Origin of the sequence: Teredinibacter turnerae T7901 (assembly GCF_000023025.1) — a bacterium.
Taxonomy (GTDB): Bacteria; Pseudomonadota; Gammaproteobacteria; order Pseudomonadales; family Cellvibrionaceae; genus Teredinibacter; species Teredinibacter turnerae_B.
This window is the reverse complement of record NC_012997.1, coordinates 4,588,989-4,606,550: the sequence shown is the minus strand read 5'-3', so window position 1 is coordinate 4,606,550 and position 17,562 is coordinate 4,588,989. Positions and strand designations below refer to the sequence as shown.

The following is a 17,562-nucleotide window of genomic DNA, read 5'->3' as shown; positions in this document are numbered from 1 at the left end:
CCGACTATCGGTAACACTCTTAGCCAAGTTTACAAAAAGTGTTACCGGGGTCGGGGTGCATTAATTATCTAGGGCCTGTTAACACTAATTCGATTCATTCTGTTGCGGCTAAAATTTCGCTATCAAGGCGTTTGGAGCATAGTTTGGTTGTTCCAAATGAGCGATAAACAACGCTGAGAGCGGGATTTTAGCCGCAACCCGCAGGGCTGGGCCTGTATTTCCAGGCTGATGCGTTATTTTTCGCTCGTTTAGCCCGCTAAACAACGCCAAAAATGCCTTTCACCCTGAAAATACAGGCTCCAGCAGAGCGAATTGAATTAGTGTTAACAGGCCCTAGAAACAGAGTGTTTTTTAGTAAGCGTCGAAAGTGAACTTTTGGCCACCTACGGATGCTTCGTACATTAATCCGCCTTTCGCGTAGGTGAATATCGCCATTCCGTTCACGTATTCCGAGACCTGTTTACCCGCATCGGCCTTGCCTGTTGCGCCGGCTGCATTACCGGTGGTGCCGGTTTGTGCATTGGCGGATGCAGTAATTGCAACGGCGGTGGCTTGGGCGCCGAACTCAAATTTGCCGCTTGTAAAGCGGTTATAGGCGTGCTTGTCCTGGAAAAAAATGATTTGGCTAAACGCCTGGCCGCCCATCTGCAGGCCGATAGTGAGCTGGGTCATACTGGTATCGCCCGTCGCCTGACCGTTGCGAAACACCTTGCCTTTACCGTGGGCGCCGCCAACACCAAAGCCGCCTTTGCCGATAGTGGGGAAGAGTGCATAGCCGTATGCGTTAGTTAAAAATTTTTGCACGGCAGGAGACTCTTTAAACGTTCTAAGTGATTCGCTGTAACTATCTGCAAGGCTTGCTTGTGCGGCGCCAAGCAACAGTGAAAATGCGAGTAGACGGGTGAATAAAGCTTTCATAAATTCCCTCAATGGTAATTCGACCGCTGCGCGATCGCCGTTATGATTTTGCACTTCGCCAGTTTTTGTACGAGATAACTGTCGTGTAAATACTGACCCGCGTTGTATTTCGTCTGCTCGAAAATCCGCGGTGGTGAAGGTGAAACGACGTAACAGGCTTAACGACTACTATGCTGTTGCCGCGCGTTGCTCGAGCGATGAACTGATTCCGCTCGCTGTGAATTGTGACCACTGTTGCGCGTTGTTGCATCTCGCCGGTAAGAGCTGTGTGATGTGGTTTGCGTTACACGTCCACCTCTGTGCTCCTGTTGGTTGGACAACTGCGATGGCTGATTGTTGCGACTCACCCCTGAGTCGTTGCGGGTACGGTCTTTTACCTGTGACTGTTGTTGGTTGCGCGCCAAGCTGGTGGAGGGTCGATTGTCCTGGTAACGGGAGACACTGTTGTGGTCTTTTTTATTGCGCTCAGGGCTGTTGCGCTCAGGGCTGCTAATTCGCTCGCGGAGCTCGTCAGCGTCGGGGCGGTTTGCGAGTTCTCGGTTTACTCTTTCGCGGCTGGAATCGCGGTCATTGCGGTTTTTTTGCTCATGGCTGTTCGTTCGCTCATGGCTGTTTGCTCGCTCAGGGCTGTTCGTCCGCTCAGGGCTGCTTGTTCGCTCATGGCTGTTTGCTCGCGCAGGGCTGCTGCGCTCTTGGCGGTTCTGGTAGGTGGCCTGGCTGCGGCGCATATTGTTTACCACCGTTTCATGGCGTTGCTGCGCTACTCGTTGGTCGTGAACGCGGTTTGTTTGTTCGCGTTGATAATGCGCGATTCTGTGCGATGGAATGCTGTGATTTCCCGCATAGCGTTTGGCGACAGAGCGAGAGTGGTAGCTCACTCCCCGGCGGTGCTGCGGGTTGTGATGCCAGCGGTGGCTGTCGCGGTGCACAACCAGACGGCGATGGCCCTCGTAGTAGCTGCGATGGCTGTGGCGAACCACCACTACCTGGCGGTGGTGCCAGTGGAAGCCGCCAAAATAAAAACTGTGGCCCAGGAAAAATCCCGGCGCCCAAAAAAACAGGCCGACCTGGTGAGCGTGATGGCGGTGGGGGTTTAGCCAAAAATGTGGGGGATAAACCGGCCACCACCACGGGCCGTAAACAACCCGGGTGTCGTAATAAGGAACGTAAACAACCTCACGTTGTACGGGTTCGATAATAATGTCGCCCTGGTCGCGGGATACCGACTGGTAGTCGTTGGTGGTGAGATTACCTTCATCGTAGGCGCGCTGGCGAAGCCGCTGAATACTTTCAAGCACCTGCGATTCATCCTGCAAAAACGCGTCGCCTAATCGCTCCGTCCAGGATAAATCCTCACTCATGCGCGCGAGAATTTCGGGAATGGGGGTGAGTGCCTGGACGCTTGGGTCCCAGTTTTTGGTCGCGGCTTGATTAAGAATCTCGGCGCGGTCTGAGTTTTTCTGATTCCTTGCCCAACGTTCTGCGTCGACCACTTCCAGCGGATAAGTTGCCGCAATGAGTAGGTGGGAAAGTACTGTGTCCGGGTACAAGGCGATAGGGGCGAGCAGGGCATCCAGTTCGCCGTCGCTAAAGGTATAGTCGTCGTCTTCACTGAGCGCCCGCATAGCGCTGAAGCTCACTAACAGCGCCAGCATTAAGGTGATGAGTGGTTTCATAGGTTGGCTCCCGTTGCGCGGGCCCAGAGCCCGCTTTTCGGTAGTCAGTGAAACATAGTCAACCTTAACTAAAGCTGAATACTGATGCGGTCCGTATTCCTGTGGGTCAACATTTCACAAGATCAGCATCTCACTACCCTTAGAATTCAACGACGAAGGCGCCGCGCAGTTCGCCCAGCTCGTACCCAGTGGCACGATCGTCAGGGTAAAAAGCTTTTAACCTGGCTGCGACATCCGGTGCGAGATCACTGCCGTGACAGGTCAGGCATAAGGGCTGTATGCGTATTGCCGAGTAATAACGTGACCGACCACCCGCCGACTCTACCGTTCGGGATGGTTTAGCGGTGGCATCCTGTTTAATTGCCGTAGCAAAGTCTGCGAGAACCTGCTTATCCAGCGCGTCCGGTGTTGCCTCCGGGTTGCGCGTGCGTTCGCTGATTCGGCGCACGGTTACGCCCTTATCCTTGCTTATTTGTGCTGCAATTTCCGGTGCGCGCGCATGGCACACGTCGACTGCACTCGCCGGGCCCTTTGCCTGGATCGCGCCTTTAAGTTCGCGACCAAGCGATTGTTGAAAGGTCGCTACGACATCCGCAGGCTTAAATGCCTCGGCTGTTGCCGGGCCAGACAACATACAGCTGGCTGCGAGTGCAATCGCTGTGTTAACACGTGATTTCGGGGTAAAAGACATCTTGAACATAGGTTCTCCTTGATGGCGGTGAGGCGGAATTTTTATATAAGCATACGCTAATTTACGTCTGGTGCCGATCTTTACCCGTGTTTACGTAAAATTCCTAACAACTATCCCTGGAGCGTGTGTCACTGTGGAATTATTGACAAACCTAGCTGTAAAAAATGTCTTGGCGGATGTGCCAACCAGTCTGCCCGATGAAGTTTTTCAAGACCTGATTCGCAGCGAAAACCTGCGTATAGAGCGCATATTATCGCGCGGACACCGTTCTCCGGCGGAAGGCTGGTACGATCAGGACGAAAATGAATGGGTGCTGGTATTGCAAGGTTCTGCGCGGCTTGCTTTTTGCACTGGCTCTGACGAAACCATCGAGCGCAGTATCAGTTTGCAAGTTGGCGACAGCCTGTTGATACCCGCTCACCAGAAGCACCGCGTTAGTTGGACGGACCCAAACGAAACAACAATATGGCTGGCCATTTTTTACCGCGCTTAAAGGCACTGTATGCAAATTTCCAATAGTTACCTGCAGTTGGGCGATGATTTCTATTTGCCCTCTACGCCCCGTCAACCGAGTAACCCCCAATTATTTCTCTGGAACCAGGGCCTGGCAGAATCACTGGGTGTGGCCGATTTTCTGGCCCAGGAGCAGGAAGACCCGGCGGGGTTTTTCAGTGGCGGGCGTTTGTTGCCAAACTCCAAACCGGTCGCGCTGGCTTACGCAGGGCATCAGTTCGGCCACTTTAATCCGCGCCTGGGCGATGGCCGCGCGCACCTGCTCGGAGAGCTGCGCGGCGATACCGATATGGTATTCGACGTACAACTGAAAGGCTCTGGTGCAACCCCCTTTTCACGCGGCGGAGACGGTTTGTGCGGGCTGGGCCCGGCGGTTCGCGAGTTTATTATGAGTGAAGCCATGGCCGCGCTTGGCGTACCTACATCTCGCACCTTGGCCGTCGTGACGACCGGCGATGAGGTCTACCGGGGCGATGCCGTCCCTGGCGCCGTGGTGTGCCGGGTGGCTGCGAGCCATTTACGGGTGGGGACATTCGAGTACTTTTATGCCCAAGGTAACAAAGATGCCATCGAGCGCTTGTGCGACTATGCGATCTCGCGTCATTTCCCCGAGTTGGCCAGCAGCGAAGGGCCGGAAAAATACAGCGGCTTTTTGCGCGCGGTGTTCAGCCGGCAAGTAGAGCTGGTGTGCGAATGGCTGCGAGTTGGCTTCGTGCATGGCGTCATGAACACGGACAACACCACCATTTCTGGTGAGACCATCGACTACGGCCCCTGCGCGATGATCAGCACGTATAATCCGAATACCGTGTTCAGTTCAATCGATGCCATGGGCCGGTATAGATTTGGCCACCAACCATCAATCGCTCACTGGAATATGGCGCGCTTAACCGAATGCTTCTTGCCATTGCTGGACCAGGATTCAAAGCAGGCTACCGCCATAGGAGAGAGCCTTCTCGGGGAGTTTCCGCAGAATTTCGAGCAGCGCTATCACCACATGCTGGCCAGCAAAACCGGCGTCCGGCTACAGGGCGACAGCGACAAAGCACTGTGCGAGGATTTTCTCCAGCTATTGCGCAAACAGGGGCTGGACTACACCAACAGCTTCGACTCACTCACCCGCTCGCTAATTGACCCTCAACATGAGGATCGTTGTGCAAGTCAGTGGCCGGAATGGTACCAAGCCTGGTCAGCCCGCATTGAACAGCAGGGGCGTCCACGAGAAGTGGTGGCGGAAGGCATGCGCCGCCACAACCCGGTAGTTATTCCTCGCAATCACCATATGGAAGCGGTTATCGACGAGTGCATTAAAAATGGCTCACCGGATGCTGCGAAAAGTTGGCTGAAAGTATTGCGCCGCCCCTATCAGGATTTACCGACTACCCCCAATTACCAAGACCCGCCCGCCGATGGCGACCGCAGTTATCAAACCTTCTGCGGAACCTAGGCCTTAAGCACAGCGCCCGCAAATCCCGCTCATAAATGACAGGTACCATAGAGCCCCTGTGGTGCCTTATTTCGTCTATTTGCCATTGCAACTGTCGGCTCGGATAGGCTTATCCACAGGTGCTGCCCAGGGCATAACTGTTTGAGCACCATTGGCGTGCAACTGCCAAAGTTGCAGTGTTGCCATCGATTTTGACGAGCGAGAATTCTAACCCTCAATGCGGGGTTTGACAGGAAAAATGCCAATATGCACGTAGATGGTGCGATTTTGTGCTTGCGACTTGAGGATTAACGTTGTTTTGGTTAGTCGTTTCGCGTCTATTGAGTGCATTTATGCATTGATATGGTGCTGAAAATGGTCGTGTGTCGTCTGATTCGGTTGGCGAATACGGCGAAAATTTCTTTCAATATCAATGGTTTGTACAAAAATAAAGCAATTTGGTCTGCTAATTGCTCTAGCGCCTCAGGCATCGGGCGGTCTGATGTATCAACAATAGCTAGAACTTTGAAGAGGCTCACAATGGCTTACATTGAACCAAGTGAATTCGTGACCAAGATGGTCGATTCCGGAGAACAGAAAGTTTTCATGTCCACTAAGGACACCTTTATTCGAGCGTTTATGGCAGGTGCGATCCTCGGTCTGGCCGCTATATTCGCAATTACTGTCGCGGTTAAAACCGGTCAGCCACTGGTTGGCGCAATCCTGTTCCCCGTCGGTTTCATCATGTTGTACCTGATGAAATTTGACCTTCTCACTGGCGTGTTCACCCTCGTGCCACTCGCACTGATCGACAAACGCCCCGGCGTTACTCTGGGCGGTGTGCTACGCAACTGGGGTATTGTATTTTGCGGTAACTTTGCTGGCGCACTGACCACCGCGTTTATGATGTCGTTCATTCTTACCTATGGCTACAGCGTCGACGGTGGCGCAATTGCGGATAAAGTCAGCCACATTGGCGAAGGCCGAACCCTGGGTTACAAAGAGCACGGCCTTTCCGGCTGGTTCACCATTTTTATTCGCGGCATGCTGTGCAACTGGATGGTATCCATGGGCGTGGTTGGCGCAATGATCTCCACCTCAGCCGGTAGCAAAATGGCTGCGATGTGGATGCCCGTAATGCTGTTCTTCTTCATGGGCTTTGAGCACTCTATTGTTAACATGTTCTTGTTCCCGTTCTCCATGATCATGGGTGGCGACTTCACCATCGCGGATTACTTTATCTGGAACGAAATTCCCACCGCATTGGGTAACCTGGTGGGCGGCTTTTTATTGGTTGGCTTGCCGCTGTACCTCACGCATGTGCGTACCAGCCCCAATCGCACCGTTGCTTAATACCACTCTCCCTCTCCACCCTGCGGGGTGGAGGCTTTTTTGAATGAAAAAAACCTTACGTGTAAGCCTGGGGCAGTATTCCAGTAAAGGCGCAAAAGCGGTTAATCAGGACGCACTAGGCGCATGCATCCCCAAGGAACCACTGCTGAGCACCAAGGGCATCACCCTGGCAATTGCAGATGGCGTAAGCAGCAGTAACGTGAGCCAGGTGGCCAGCGAAGCTGCGGTTTCGAGTTTCCTGCAGGATTACTATTGCACCAGCGAAGCCTGGTCGGTCCGCAAAGCCGCGGAAAGCGTAATCAGCGCCACCAACTCCTGGCTCTACTCCCAAACCCGCAATGGCCCCTACCGCTACAACCGCGAAAAAGGGTATTTGTGCACCTTTAGCGCGGCTATTTTTAAAGCGCATAAAATCCATATTTTTCACGCTGGCGATACCCGTGTATATCGGGTGCACACCAACCAGCTAGAACAACTCACCGAAGACCACCGTCACTATCAAGACAGCGCCAACAGCTACCTCACCAGCGCGTTGGGTATGCAGCAAAACCTGGTGCTGGCCTATCGCGCCCTGGCGGTAGAGGAAGGCGATACCTTTATGATTGCCAGCGACGGGGTCTACGAGCACACCACGCCGGAATTGGTGAGCGCCGCACTGGCGGCGAACGACGACGATTTCAGCGCAGCGGCGCGGCTGCTGGTGGCGCAGGCTCTCGCGGCAGGCAGCGACGACAACCTCAGTGTGCAACTAGTGCGGGTAGAGCAACTGCCCGATCAGCAGGTGGGCGAGGTCAGCGAACAGATCACCACCTTGCCACTGCCTCCCCGCTTACAGGCGCGTATGACGTTCGACGGTTACCTGATTGAGCGAGAGCTTTACATCAGCAGCCGCAGCCACGTGTACCTCGCCAGCGACGAACACACTGGTCGCAAGGTTGCGTTAAAAACACCCTCGGTGGAAATGCGTAACGATCCGCTCTACCTCGAGCGATTCCTAATGGAAGACTGGATAGCGAGGCGCATCCATAACCCCCACGTGCTGCCCGCGTTCGATGCTGGCCGCAAGCGCAATTACCTGTACCAGGTAACCGACTACATCGAAGGCCAAACCCTGGCCCAATGGATGCGCGACAACCCGCAGCCCAGCCTTGAATGTGTGCGGGCGATTATTGAGCAGATTGCCAAAGGGCTGCAGGCGTTTCATCGCCAGGAAATGATCCATCAAGACTTGCGACCTGCCAACGTACTGCTCGATGCCAACGGCACCGTAAAAATCATCGATTTCGGCTCCACCCGGGTTGCTGGCGTGGCGGAAATCCGCCAAACCCACGATATTCAAGGCACAGCGCAGTACACCGCACCAGAGTATTTTGTTGGCGAAGAAGGCAGCACCCGCAGCGACCTGTTCTCCCTGGGGGTGATTTGCTATCACATGCTCAGCGGTCAGCTGCCCTACGGCAGTCAGGTCTCCAGCAGTCATTCCCGCGCGGCTCAGCGCAAGCTGCGCTACCGCCCGTTAATCCAGATCAGGAGTGATGTGCCAGACTGGATCGACCACAGCCTTAAAAAAGCGGTCCACATCCAGCCCCACAAGCGCTACCCGGTGTTGTCAGAATTTATCTACGACCTGCGACACCCTAACCGCAATTTCCAGAACCAGGCACGCCCTCCCTTTATAGAGCGCAACCCCGTCGCCTTCTGGCAGGGGGTTTCCGCCATCCTGTTTGTAATATGTCTCGGCCTGCTGGCCCAACAACTGTAACCACCAATCGGAGTAAACCATGAAAAAAATCGACGTGACAGAAGCTATCATCCTCGCTAAAAAAGAACGCAACCTCACCTGGGAAGGCATAGCCGCCGAGCTGGGTATGGGCACCGTGTGGGTTACCTCTGCCTGCCTGGGCATGAACAGCATGCCTGAAGCCGTAGCCGAAAAGCTGTGTGCCTACCTGGAACTGCCAGAAGGCGCCAAAGCCGCGTTAATGGAATACCCCACCAAAGCCTGGGACAAAGAAGTGCCGCAAGACCCATTAATCTACCGCCTGTACGAAGTGGTTGGCGTATACGGCGATACTCTGAAAGAAGTGATCCAGGAAAAGTTTGGCGATGGCATTATGAGCGCCATCGACTTCACCATGGACGTGGCGAAAGAAGAAAACCCCAAAGGCGACCGCGTTGTACTTACCCTGAACGGGAAGTTCCTGCCCTACAAAGCCTGGTAACCCAATCCGGCGCAGCGCCGCTGCGCCACCCAATTAGCCCAACCTGTCTACTTTTGAGCCAGTGCTGACTACAAAATCAACACCCATCAACCGTAGGCAACAGCGCTAAACTCTTACCGGTAATATCTAAGAAAAAAAGCGTATAAACCCCCTTGACTAGATCGCCCCCAACGGGTTTAATACGCACCCTTCGTGGCCGCAGCCGCCACAAGCCAAAACGCCCAGATAGCTCAGTCGGTAGAGCAGGGGATTGAAAATCCCCGTGTCGGTGGTTCGATTCCGCCTCTGGGCACCACATAAAAAAACCCCGCTTATTTGAGTGTGGATTCACCCATAACCTGTACAAAATGACAGATTATGGGTGAACTACGGGGTAGACAAGTTATGCTTCAACGCATGGCCCGATACGCTGAAAGCCCCGAACCATCACGGTTCGGGGCTTTTTGTTTGCCAAAAAGGAAACGTCGTTTCTGGCAATATTCATCAGTTTGGCGGTGCTTTCTAGCGGTTTTTCAAACGTTTATCTGGCCTGAATGACCTAGTGTTCCAATCACGTTGTTGATCCGCGTTGAAGGTTCTTGTAAAAGATGGAGCTGTCTTGCATCCTGACCCGATAGACCAACAAAGTCAGCGCATCCAGTACGGGTTTCTTTCAATGGTGCGCAGGTCCTCAACTGTGAAAAACGGTTTTCGGCCACACAGATAATCATGCACCAACTTTGCTAAATCTGCCTCAGTAAAGTCCTGAGCTAATCTTCTGAGCCTTCTTCGCAATACAGCAATTTGATTGGGCTCTATTTGGCCAGACACTATTGCGCTGCTAACAGCTTCTTCTAAGTTTTTCCGCCCCTTGTTTCCCCTGTACTTGTTTAATTCATCGCGAATGACAAAAAACAGATCATACTCAGGCCAATGGAATGAGAATTCAGGCTGGAGTGACTTAAGGGCGTTTTCGAGATCTCGTTGATCGATAAGTGCTTGATAAAATCGGGTAAGTCTCTGCTGAAGCGAGCCGATAGTAATTTCCTCGCTTGGCGCGGCAAGAAAATTAAATGGTGCAGGTACGTCGAGGCGATCGAGTCGGATAAGTTTAAAACTAAAACATGCGCAAGAGATTACTGCTAAGCGGTTTTTACATCGAAGATTTATTTCTCCGAGACTATGTGACAAGCTCGGCCAAGAAACGAACTCGCCTGAAGCGAGTAGGCACCCGTTTTCTCGGTGTCCGTGAAAATCCAATTGAAGGAGTGGGTTAGTATTTGACGTCAGACGGCTTGCTATATTCGATAATATAAAAGTTAAATCAGAAGCACATGAAGGGTTGTAAATATACATATTGGATTCCTGCGTACGCTTCAGCGCTGACTCCAGGTCGTCCCTCACTCTCCTGATAAACCCCATCTCTCCCTGCGGAACGCTTTGGATTAAGTGAATATCTGTAGGTTGAAAGTAATAACACCAATCATTCATAGGGTAAGTGAGCTGTCGATGGGAAGGCGCTAAGCGATTGCTGCGCTTGGGCCATGCCTATCTTTATTGGTAATTTTGTTGTGAGTGATAATATGTCCTCTCTGGTTATGTGTAGATGCTTTAGATTTAAACGTACCGATAGCATTCCACAGGGTAAAGAAAAAGCAAATGATAAGAGCAACATGGCCCACTCACAGTAATGGGAGATAATAGTAAAAAAAATCTTGAATGGAGTATTTCGGGGATACATGATGTTAAGGAGTATTTAGTCGTTTCCTGGAGACAAACGAGCCATAATGGGCTCGACACTTAAAACTTGGGTGCAAAAGCAGGCTTTCCAACGGTTATTCTTTTGTGCTTTTCAAAAACTTGCTGTCGAACGTAGTCTTGGAAGGCTTTAGTATAGACATTTTTGTGAGAAAACAGTGCTTCGCTTTGCGCTTCTTTTTCAAGAAGCCTGCGTTGAAACAGATCTTCGCTATCTCTGTCCAGATCTGTGCGCATCGCTTTTTCCTCTAGCTTTGAATGTAGGTGGCGAAACGCTGATTTTCGATCAGGAATTATTGCATGTCAACATGCGCCGCCGCGTGATCGGTGGTTTTTATAAGGATGCACTCGAATGAATAATCCGAATACGTATCAAGCCGAATTGCAACATGTTATTCGCAATCATATCAAGGAACACCGTGAATTTAGCAGGGAGCGTTTTAAGTGGAAAAATGTGCCATTACGGTTCTACACTTCGTTGTTCAAGCGAAACCACCTAACGTCTATTCAGCGACAGATTGCTGACACTGGACTGGAATGGATGGAAAAAAGGCTTGTACAGGACCCTGAAATGCGAAAGGAAGTAAGAGCGGAAATACTAGCCCGAAAACAAACCAATGCACATCTCTCTGAATCACTAACATTTATCTCGACTTTGTTGTGGTTTGTTTCCTTTTTGGGTCTGGGATCAATTCTAAAAATCAGTTCCGATCTGGGTTCCTTGATAGTTTTTATCTGTACACTATTTGGTGCCGTTTTCGCCGTGTTTGCGATTATCGCTATCCGAACAGAGATTCTGGAAAATGATTACATTATCAGTCTTCTGGAAGAGTACTGACCTGTTGATTTTGAAATTTTCGAAGGAATCGATCTATACCGAATTCGATAAAGTGAATAGCTGTAACTGAAAAACCTCATATTCATCGCAAGTTATTAGTTCATAAGCGTGTTCTCTAATCCCATAAGTACAGCCTCAAAACCCATAAGTACAACCTCAAAACCCATAAGCACAACCTCAAATGCAGATCAACTAAATAAATCCATACGTTCGGTATATAAAATCTAAATATGCGCTTAAATATGATTACCACTGAAATAATAAGTACAGCCTCAAAACTGGTTTTCTGTTGAATTTTTATTTAACAGATTAGTTTAGTTATTAAATAGTGCGATAAAAACGAAAAATCTATCTAATGATTTGACTGGCAGTTTGGTATCTCTTACTCTGCGGTGTAATCTATTTTTCCAAAATGGGGAAATACAAATGACTCCATTTAGTGTGGTGCTTGGAGAATTGCGCAGGAGCAGGGGATTACGCCAGACCCAACTCGGGCAATCGATCGGTGTCGAGCCTTGTTACATTTCGTCGATGGAGAACGGGCACAAAGGGCCAGCTTCCACTCCGGTTCTGAATAAAATTGTGTATGCACTTAGCTTGAGCGATGTAGAAGCAGCAAGCCTTTTGGCTTCCGCAGAAATATCCAAACCACTGAGAAGAATACCGCGCCAGGCCAATGTACGGGAATATGAACTCGTACATGCGCTTTGGCAGCGACTGGGGACGTTGAGCGATGAGCAAGTCCAGCTTATGTTGCTAGCGTTGAAAATGACTGAAAAACCGACAGAAAAGGAGGGGATATCGAAATAATCGACGGCTTCAGAAAGTAAAACGGGACAAACCAAAGGCCTGACCCGTTTTTGAATGAGATCGCTCTCAAAAGTAAGCACTTTGAGTTTCTCACTTCAAAAACCTCTCGTCAAGCCTGACGGTTGCTGTCGTCCCACATTTTATCAATTTCATTACCTAAATCGGTAATGAGTATTCCTACACCCTGAATATGGCGCTGTTTACAACATGCGGGGCTTAGGGGGCCCTTGCGCCTGTGTTTTTCACCGCTGGAATACTCATGCATGTGCAGTGAGGAGACTCAATATGATTGTTAAAAAGCAAGATCTACTTCGCCACCTAAGACGCCTTGGCTTGCCGGGTGAGGGGATCGCTTATGTGATGCGCTGTTATTCGGCAATGGCGCCCGCACGACGGGGTAAAGGCAACTATGGCTGCGTTCACGATACCATCGCATCTCGCAAGAACGGATTTACTACTAACTCAGAATCAAGGCATGCTGAGGGACCGTTTTTATTCTGGTGTGAGTTCAATCCTGCGGTGGTGCTGTACTTGGATCAGCCTGAAGCCATTAAGATCACTTATTTCATTAACGGGAAGAAAGTTGGTTATCAAGCCATTTTTGATTTTTTAGTTATTGAAAATCAGTGCGTATATGTTGTGGAATGTAAGAGGTTCAAAGACCTTGTTAGTCTTGCTGCATCAAATGACACTATGTACGTAAAGCAGAATGAGAATTTTATTTCTCCACCGGCCCAAGAAGCGTGCTCCAAGTATGGGTTTGGGCATCGAGTCGTTAAAGACACCGATTTTAGCGTTAACTTTACTCGGAATTGCTTTTTTCTTCTTGGCTTTGTGGATGATCGTGATGCACTGGATGAACAAACGTATGCCGAAATTAAAGATTCGCTTCGTCGATTGGGTAGCCGGTTAAGACTTTCGTCACTCTACGACCTCTTTCCGCAGAAAAAGCTTATATCTGGAGTTCTTCAATCGAAGCTATTCTTCGATATCGACGCAGAGTTGCTGGTTGAGCCCGACAACGTTTGGATATATGACTGTGATATCACTTTAAGGGCTCTAAAAAAACTTAAAAAGCAGCACGAGCTAATCCCTGTCACGGAGGTCATGCAACTTGAGAGGGAGTCGAAGCTCTGGTGGAATAACAAAGAATGGAACGTTTTACGTTTTTCTGCTGATCCAGAAATGTCGATTGAGTTACTTAATGGGGCAGCAAGAATCTGTCTCAAGCGAGACGATTTATACCGTTTGATAAATGATAAAGAAATATATTGCTCTTTGTTATCTTCCTACGAAACCGAAGCGCAGAAACTTATTGTATCAACGTCGAATCGCCGACTCGAGGAAGCGGAAAAACGGCAAGCTATACTCAATGGCGACCCTCGGACACAAACGGTGAGTAAGCGTACGATTAGTCGCTTAAAAGCTCGTTTTGAGCAAGCGATTAGGCAGCATGGGGACGGTTTTATCGGATTGATTGATCAGACTCACAAACGTGGAAATAGAGAAGCGAGATTATCAAAGCCCGTTATCAAACTCATGGAATCGTATTTCGAAAAAGCATTGACTAAATCGCCACCAAAATTAAAACGATACTTTGATGATTTTGTACGGGAAGCAGAGACACGATACTTGCAGGTACCCTCCTCGAAGACGTTCTACAAGCGTTTTGCCCAATACAGTGATTTTGTGGAAAGAGTTCGAATACAACAAGGTCAGCGGGCCGCCTATGCTCTAGGCCCGGAACCGAGAGATATAGACCTATCGCAGAGCCTTCCCTATCACGGAGATCACGCGTTCCAAATCGCGCATATCGATCACTCACCCATTGAAATGTGCTTTATTTCCAAGCTAAATGGGTCCGTGTTGCCGGGTACCTTGCATCTGAGTGTGATGTATGACGGCTACTCACGTGTCATTCTCGCCATCTATGTCTCTTTTGAAAAACCTTCATACCGCGCGACAATGATGTTGTTGAGGGAATGTTTCAAGCGGCACGGTGTTTTACCAATCTGGATAGCGCTAGATCGAGGGCCTGATTTTGAAAGCACCTACATGGACAAAACATTAGCCACTCTGGGTATGCACAAGCGGAGAAGACCCGTTGGTTATTCTCGGCACGGGTCAAATATCGAACGTATCTTTGGAATCGCAGAAACGGAGTTCGTTCATTGTTTATTAGGAAATAAGCAGCTACAAAAGTTGGGTCGAAGCTTGTCGTCAACACACAACCCAAAAAAATTAGCGGTATGGCAGCCTGACGATTTCTTCATTGCGTTAAAAGAGTACGCCTATTTTGCCTACCCTAATGTCCACCGATCAGGTATTTGTGATACACCGGAAAACCGATTTAAGCAATCGATTGCGCAATTTGATGAGAAGCCTGGTACAAAAGTGAAATCAGAAAAACATTTTTATTTTGCGACTTTGCCTGATATTAAAGGAGGAAAAGACGGAAAAATTGTGATTCTTAAAAATCAGGTTAAATACAAGAATATCAACTATCTTTTGTCGAAGAGCATACCGGGGTACCACGGCGAAAAGCGTAGAGTTCGTGCGAAATACGATCCCTATGATATTCGTTTTATTTGGGCGCTGATTGACAAAATATGGGTTCAGCTCAATACGACTGATTTGCTGCTCCGAGAGTGCTTTGACAAAGGCGTCAGATATCCACATCTCGAAGTCTATGCTCGTAACTTGAAACAGAAACGCCTTTATTTGAAAGGAAAATCATCGCCGGGTATATCCATGGCTAGTCTCGAACAGAAGGAGATGTTGCTGTTTTCCCAGAATAACGCGGAACAGTTGGATGCTAAGGGTATAAAAGACGGCGATCAATTGGCTGATAATTTTGATATCGGATGTATCCAAGCCGCCGATGTTGAAATTCACGAGGTGGATAAGTAATGGATGAAAATATTTTGGAAGTATTGGCCAAGCAAATATACGTCAAGCATATGATTGGTGAAAAGGTATTTGATTCTCTCTCAACCTATGCGCAATACGGCCGTTCAGATACATTCCTTTGTGTGATCGGACCAACGGGTACCGGAAAGACCAGGACCACGCTACGGCTCGAGTCATTCCTTTGTGAGCGGCTTAACGCGGGCTGGGAGCCAAATCGTGCAAAGCCGGTGGTTATCGAAGCACCTTGTCAAGTAAATAATAAGTTTCCCTGGCGATCTTTCCTTGAGGAGCTTCTGCTGCTACTTGGTGATAACTGTTTTAAGTACAAATTTGATTTTGACACCGTCACCGAGCTGCGTCGAAAAGGGCAGAACCCTGGTAACAACTCAAGACTAACTATCGGGCAATTGGAGCGTCTGGTACGCACACGCATCAATGTGCTAAAGCCCATTGTTCTCGTTATTGATGAAGCACAGAATTTTGTGGACCAAGTGTCTGAAAATGATAAAAAGGAAAACGTTAATAGACTAAAGTATTGGGCGAATACGATGGATACTAAATTTATTTTATTTGGTACACATGAGGCTGAGGGTATCTTAGATCTAAATGAACAGTTATCTCGACGTGTAACATCAATCTACTTTCCTCGATACAGAAAGACTAAAGAGGATCTTGAATATTACGCGAGCTTTTACAAGGGTTTAGTCGAGTCACTCAACATCAAAATGGATGAAAAGATAAATAACGATTTTTTATTTATTTACAATCATACACTAGGTTGCCCAGGGATGTTGGTTAGCTGGATTCATGACTGCATAAGCTATTGTTTGGATAAAGGAGTCGATCAAGTAACCCTAGGAATATGGAGAAAGCATCGTGCTTCCCGAGATCGCTTGACAACAATGGAAAAGGCGATAAAAAACTTTGAGGCATTTTATGATGCCGCGCAGGAAGCTTTCAATCCAGATGAAGTGATTGCAGACCCCTATCAATATGATATGGATTTTAGTCGACCCACAAAGTCGCGCAATACTCGGCCGGGAAAATCTTCACCGAGAAGGTACCCTGTACACGATGATTGATTTAACGAAAATCGATGCGGCGCCGACGTGCCGCATATCCTTAAAGCGAGAGCGATATCCTTATTTTTTACCGTTACCTGTATCTGGTGAAGGAACCGGCGACATCGAATCAATTTCTAGTTATCTCAGTCGACAGGCGGAGCAGATATCTGAAGGGGCATTCGGGTATCTGACACGCCTCCAGGCCTCGATGTTGCCCGATGGATCGGTAAAACCTCTGCATCCGAGGTATTCGCATACATTGAATGGCTACAATCTTCTCGCTGTCAGGGCGGCGCAGTCTGTTTCTATGGCCTCCGAAGGAAAAATAGATGGTCGTTTTTTAACTCTAACGCCTATTGAGTTCCTATGTGATTATCATGCGCACGGCGTATTAAGAGAGAGCATGGTTTGGTGCCCATTGTGCTGGCATGAAGACAATGAAAAAGGTCGGTCGCCTTACCAAAGGCTGTACTGGACGCTTCAACAAACGCGAGTTTGTGCGATACACAGAATTAAGCTTCAGGACAGCTGCACAGTGTGCGGAGCGGAAAAGAATATATTTGGATGGTTTCCAAGGCTACATGTTTGCGACAAGTGCGGACGAGTATTGTTTCACGATAAACCAAGCAGCCAGGATGAAAATTTTACAAGTCATGAGCTATGGTTGTCGCATGCGGTCTATGCGCTTATCCATAAAGTTACTAAAAATAGAATAATAATTACCAGCGATGTAGTATCCAACGCCCTGACACGTATTCTAGAAACGCAGAAAATAACAGTTCTTGAGTTTAGTAAGCTGGTGCAGTGCGATACCCGGATGTTACGTCGTTTAATTAATAAAGAGAAACGACCGTATCTTCCAAGTATTTTGGATATCTGTTACCGGCTCGATATTCCTCCCGATAAGTTGTTCTTTGACCGAGATATTCTCACCTGCAGTGAAAATTGGAAGACACATCCTCGTGAAAAATATATAGACATGTCGAAGCTAACGAAGCGAAAGCGAACTGATTTGTTAAAGGCATTACAGTCAGCGTTGACTACGAGCGCTACAATTCCTATTAGGGTGAGCCACATCGCATCAAGGTTCAATATACGAACATCGACAATACGCTATAACTTTCCAGAGGAGTATTCGATACTTACAGCGCGGCGGTCAGCGTGGGAAAAGACGGTTTGGCGGAATCAGCATCAAGCACGATTGGAAAAGCTGGTGGAAGGGATATTCAGCTTGGCGAGGGTGGGAGTATATCCAAGTGAGAGGAAACTACGCGATCTGAACTATATGCTGCCTTCTGACTTGCGACGGGAAGATGTGAAGCACTTGCTGGGTGCGTTTCAGGATGTTTATAAGTCACTCTGGCCAGGGGGCGACTAAAGATTAATCTGTCGACTGCACCAAGC

General features: G+C 49.0%; 15 protein-coding genes and 1 tRNA gene. 11 read left to right on the top strand and 5 right to left on the bottom strand.

The annotated features are described in order from the left end of the window. Positions 1–351: 351 nt before the first annotated feature. From TERTU_RS18485 to TERTU_RS18475, 3 genes are all read right to left on the bottom strand, one after another. Positions 352–918 (bottom strand): YSC84-related protein, encoded by a 567-nt coding sequence (locus TERTU_RS18485; protein ID WP_015820984.1) that lies wholly within the window; start codon positions 916–918, stop codon positions 352–354. Between the two features lie 158 nt (positions 919–1,076). Next, a complete protein-coding gene (locus TERTU_RS18480) occupies positions 1,077–2,594 on the bottom strand; it encodes a DUF3300 domain-containing protein (RefSeq protein WP_015820267.1) in 1,518 nt (505 codons plus the stop codon). Between the two features lie 139 nt (positions 2,595–2,733). Next, positions 2,734–3,294, bottom strand: a complete 561-nt coding sequence (locus TERTU_RS18475) for a Tll0287-like domain-containing protein (protein ID WP_015819699.1) — start codon at positions 3,292–3,294, stop codon at positions 2,734–2,736. Positions 3,295–3,418: 124 nt separating this feature from the next. Between TERTU_RS18475 and TERTU_RS18470 the strand changes: the two genes are divergently transcribed. From TERTU_RS18470 to TERTU_RS18445, 6 genes are all read left to right on the top strand, one after another. Beyond that, positions 3,419–3,778, top strand: coding sequence for a cupin domain-containing protein (locus tag TERTU_RS18470; protein WP_015819120.1), 360 nt, complete (start codon positions 3,419–3,421; stop codon positions 3,776–3,778). Between the two features lie 9 nt (positions 3,779–3,787). Continuing rightward, a complete protein-coding gene (locus TERTU_RS18465) occupies positions 3,788–5,245 on the top strand; it encodes a protein adenylyltransferase SelO (RefSeq protein ID WP_015820884.1) in 1,458 nt (485 codons plus the stop codon). Between the two features lie 519 nt (positions 5,246–5,764). Further along, positions 5,765–6,577: a formate/nitrite transporter family protein gene (locus TERTU_RS18460; protein ID WP_012779332.1), complete on the top strand. Its 813-nt coding sequence runs from the start codon at positions 5,765–5,767 to the stop codon at positions 6,575–6,577. A 43-nt stretch (positions 6,578–6,620) separates the two neighbouring features. Then, on the top strand, positions 6,621–8,339 hold the full coding sequence (locus TERTU_RS18455; RefSeq protein ID WP_015818548.1) for a bifunctional protein-serine/threonine kinase/phosphatase: 1,719 nt from the start codon (positions 6,621–6,623) through the stop codon (positions 8,337–8,339). A gap of 19 nt (positions 8,340–8,358) precedes the next feature. After that, a complete protein-coding gene (gene cynS / locus TERTU_RS18450; protein ID WP_015817968.1) occupies positions 8,359–8,799 on the top strand; it encodes a cyanase in 441 nt (146 codons plus the stop codon). Positions 8,800–9,018: 219 nt separating this feature from the next. Next, a tRNA-Phe gene (locus tag TERTU_RS18445) sits at positions 9,019–9,094 on the top strand. Positions 9,095–9,426: 332 nt separating this feature from the next. Here the strand turns inward: TERTU_RS18445 and TERTU_RS18440 are convergent. Beyond that, complete coding sequence (locus tag TERTU_RS18440; RefSeq protein WP_143876301.1) at positions 9,427–10,134, bottom strand: hypothetical protein; 708 nt, start codon at positions 10,132–10,134, stop codon at positions 9,427–9,429. 444 nt (positions 10,135–10,578) lie between these two features. Then, complete coding sequence (locus tag TERTU_RS18435) at positions 10,579–10,773, bottom strand: hypothetical protein (protein WP_012779307.1); 195 nt, start codon at positions 10,771–10,773, stop codon at positions 10,579–10,581. A 115-nt stretch (positions 10,774–10,888) separates the two neighbouring features. On the opposite strand from TERTU_RS18435, the gene TERTU_RS18430 reads away from it, so the two are divergent. The 5 genes from TERTU_RS18430 to TERTU_RS18410 all read left to right on the top strand — a co-directional run bounded on the left by TERTU_RS18430 (position 10,889) and on the right by TERTU_RS18410 (position 17,536). After that, positions 10,889–11,374: a hypothetical protein gene (locus TERTU_RS18430; RefSeq protein WP_015817316.1), complete on the top strand. Its 486-nt coding sequence runs from the start codon at positions 10,889–10,891 to the stop codon at positions 11,372–11,374. A 426-nt stretch (positions 11,375–11,800) separates the two neighbouring features. Further along, entirely contained in the window at positions 11,801–12,184 is a 384-nt protein-coding gene (locus TERTU_RS18425) for a helix-turn-helix domain-containing protein (protein WP_041590326.1), read from the top strand. Positions 12,185–12,469: 285 nt separating this feature from the next. Further along, positions 12,470–15,094, top strand: coding sequence for a DDE-type integrase/transposase/recombinase (locus TERTU_RS18420; protein WP_015819189.1), 2,625 nt, complete (start codon positions 12,470–12,472; stop codon positions 15,092–15,094). Continuing rightward, on the top strand, positions 15,094–16,176 hold the full coding sequence (locus TERTU_RS18415) for an ATP-binding protein (RefSeq protein ID WP_015819655.1): 1,083 nt from the start codon (positions 15,094–15,096) through the stop codon (positions 16,174–16,176). The genes TERTU_RS18420 and TERTU_RS18415 overlap by 1 nt, the downstream gene beginning before the upstream one ends. Continuing rightward, positions 16,169–17,536: a TniQ family protein gene (locus TERTU_RS18410; RefSeq protein WP_041590325.1), complete on the top strand. Its 1,368-nt coding sequence runs from the start codon at positions 16,169–16,171 to the stop codon at positions 17,534–17,536. Before TERTU_RS18415 ends, TERTU_RS18410 begins: the two co-directional genes overlap by 8 nt. Positions 17,537–17,562: the final 26 nt, after the last annotated feature.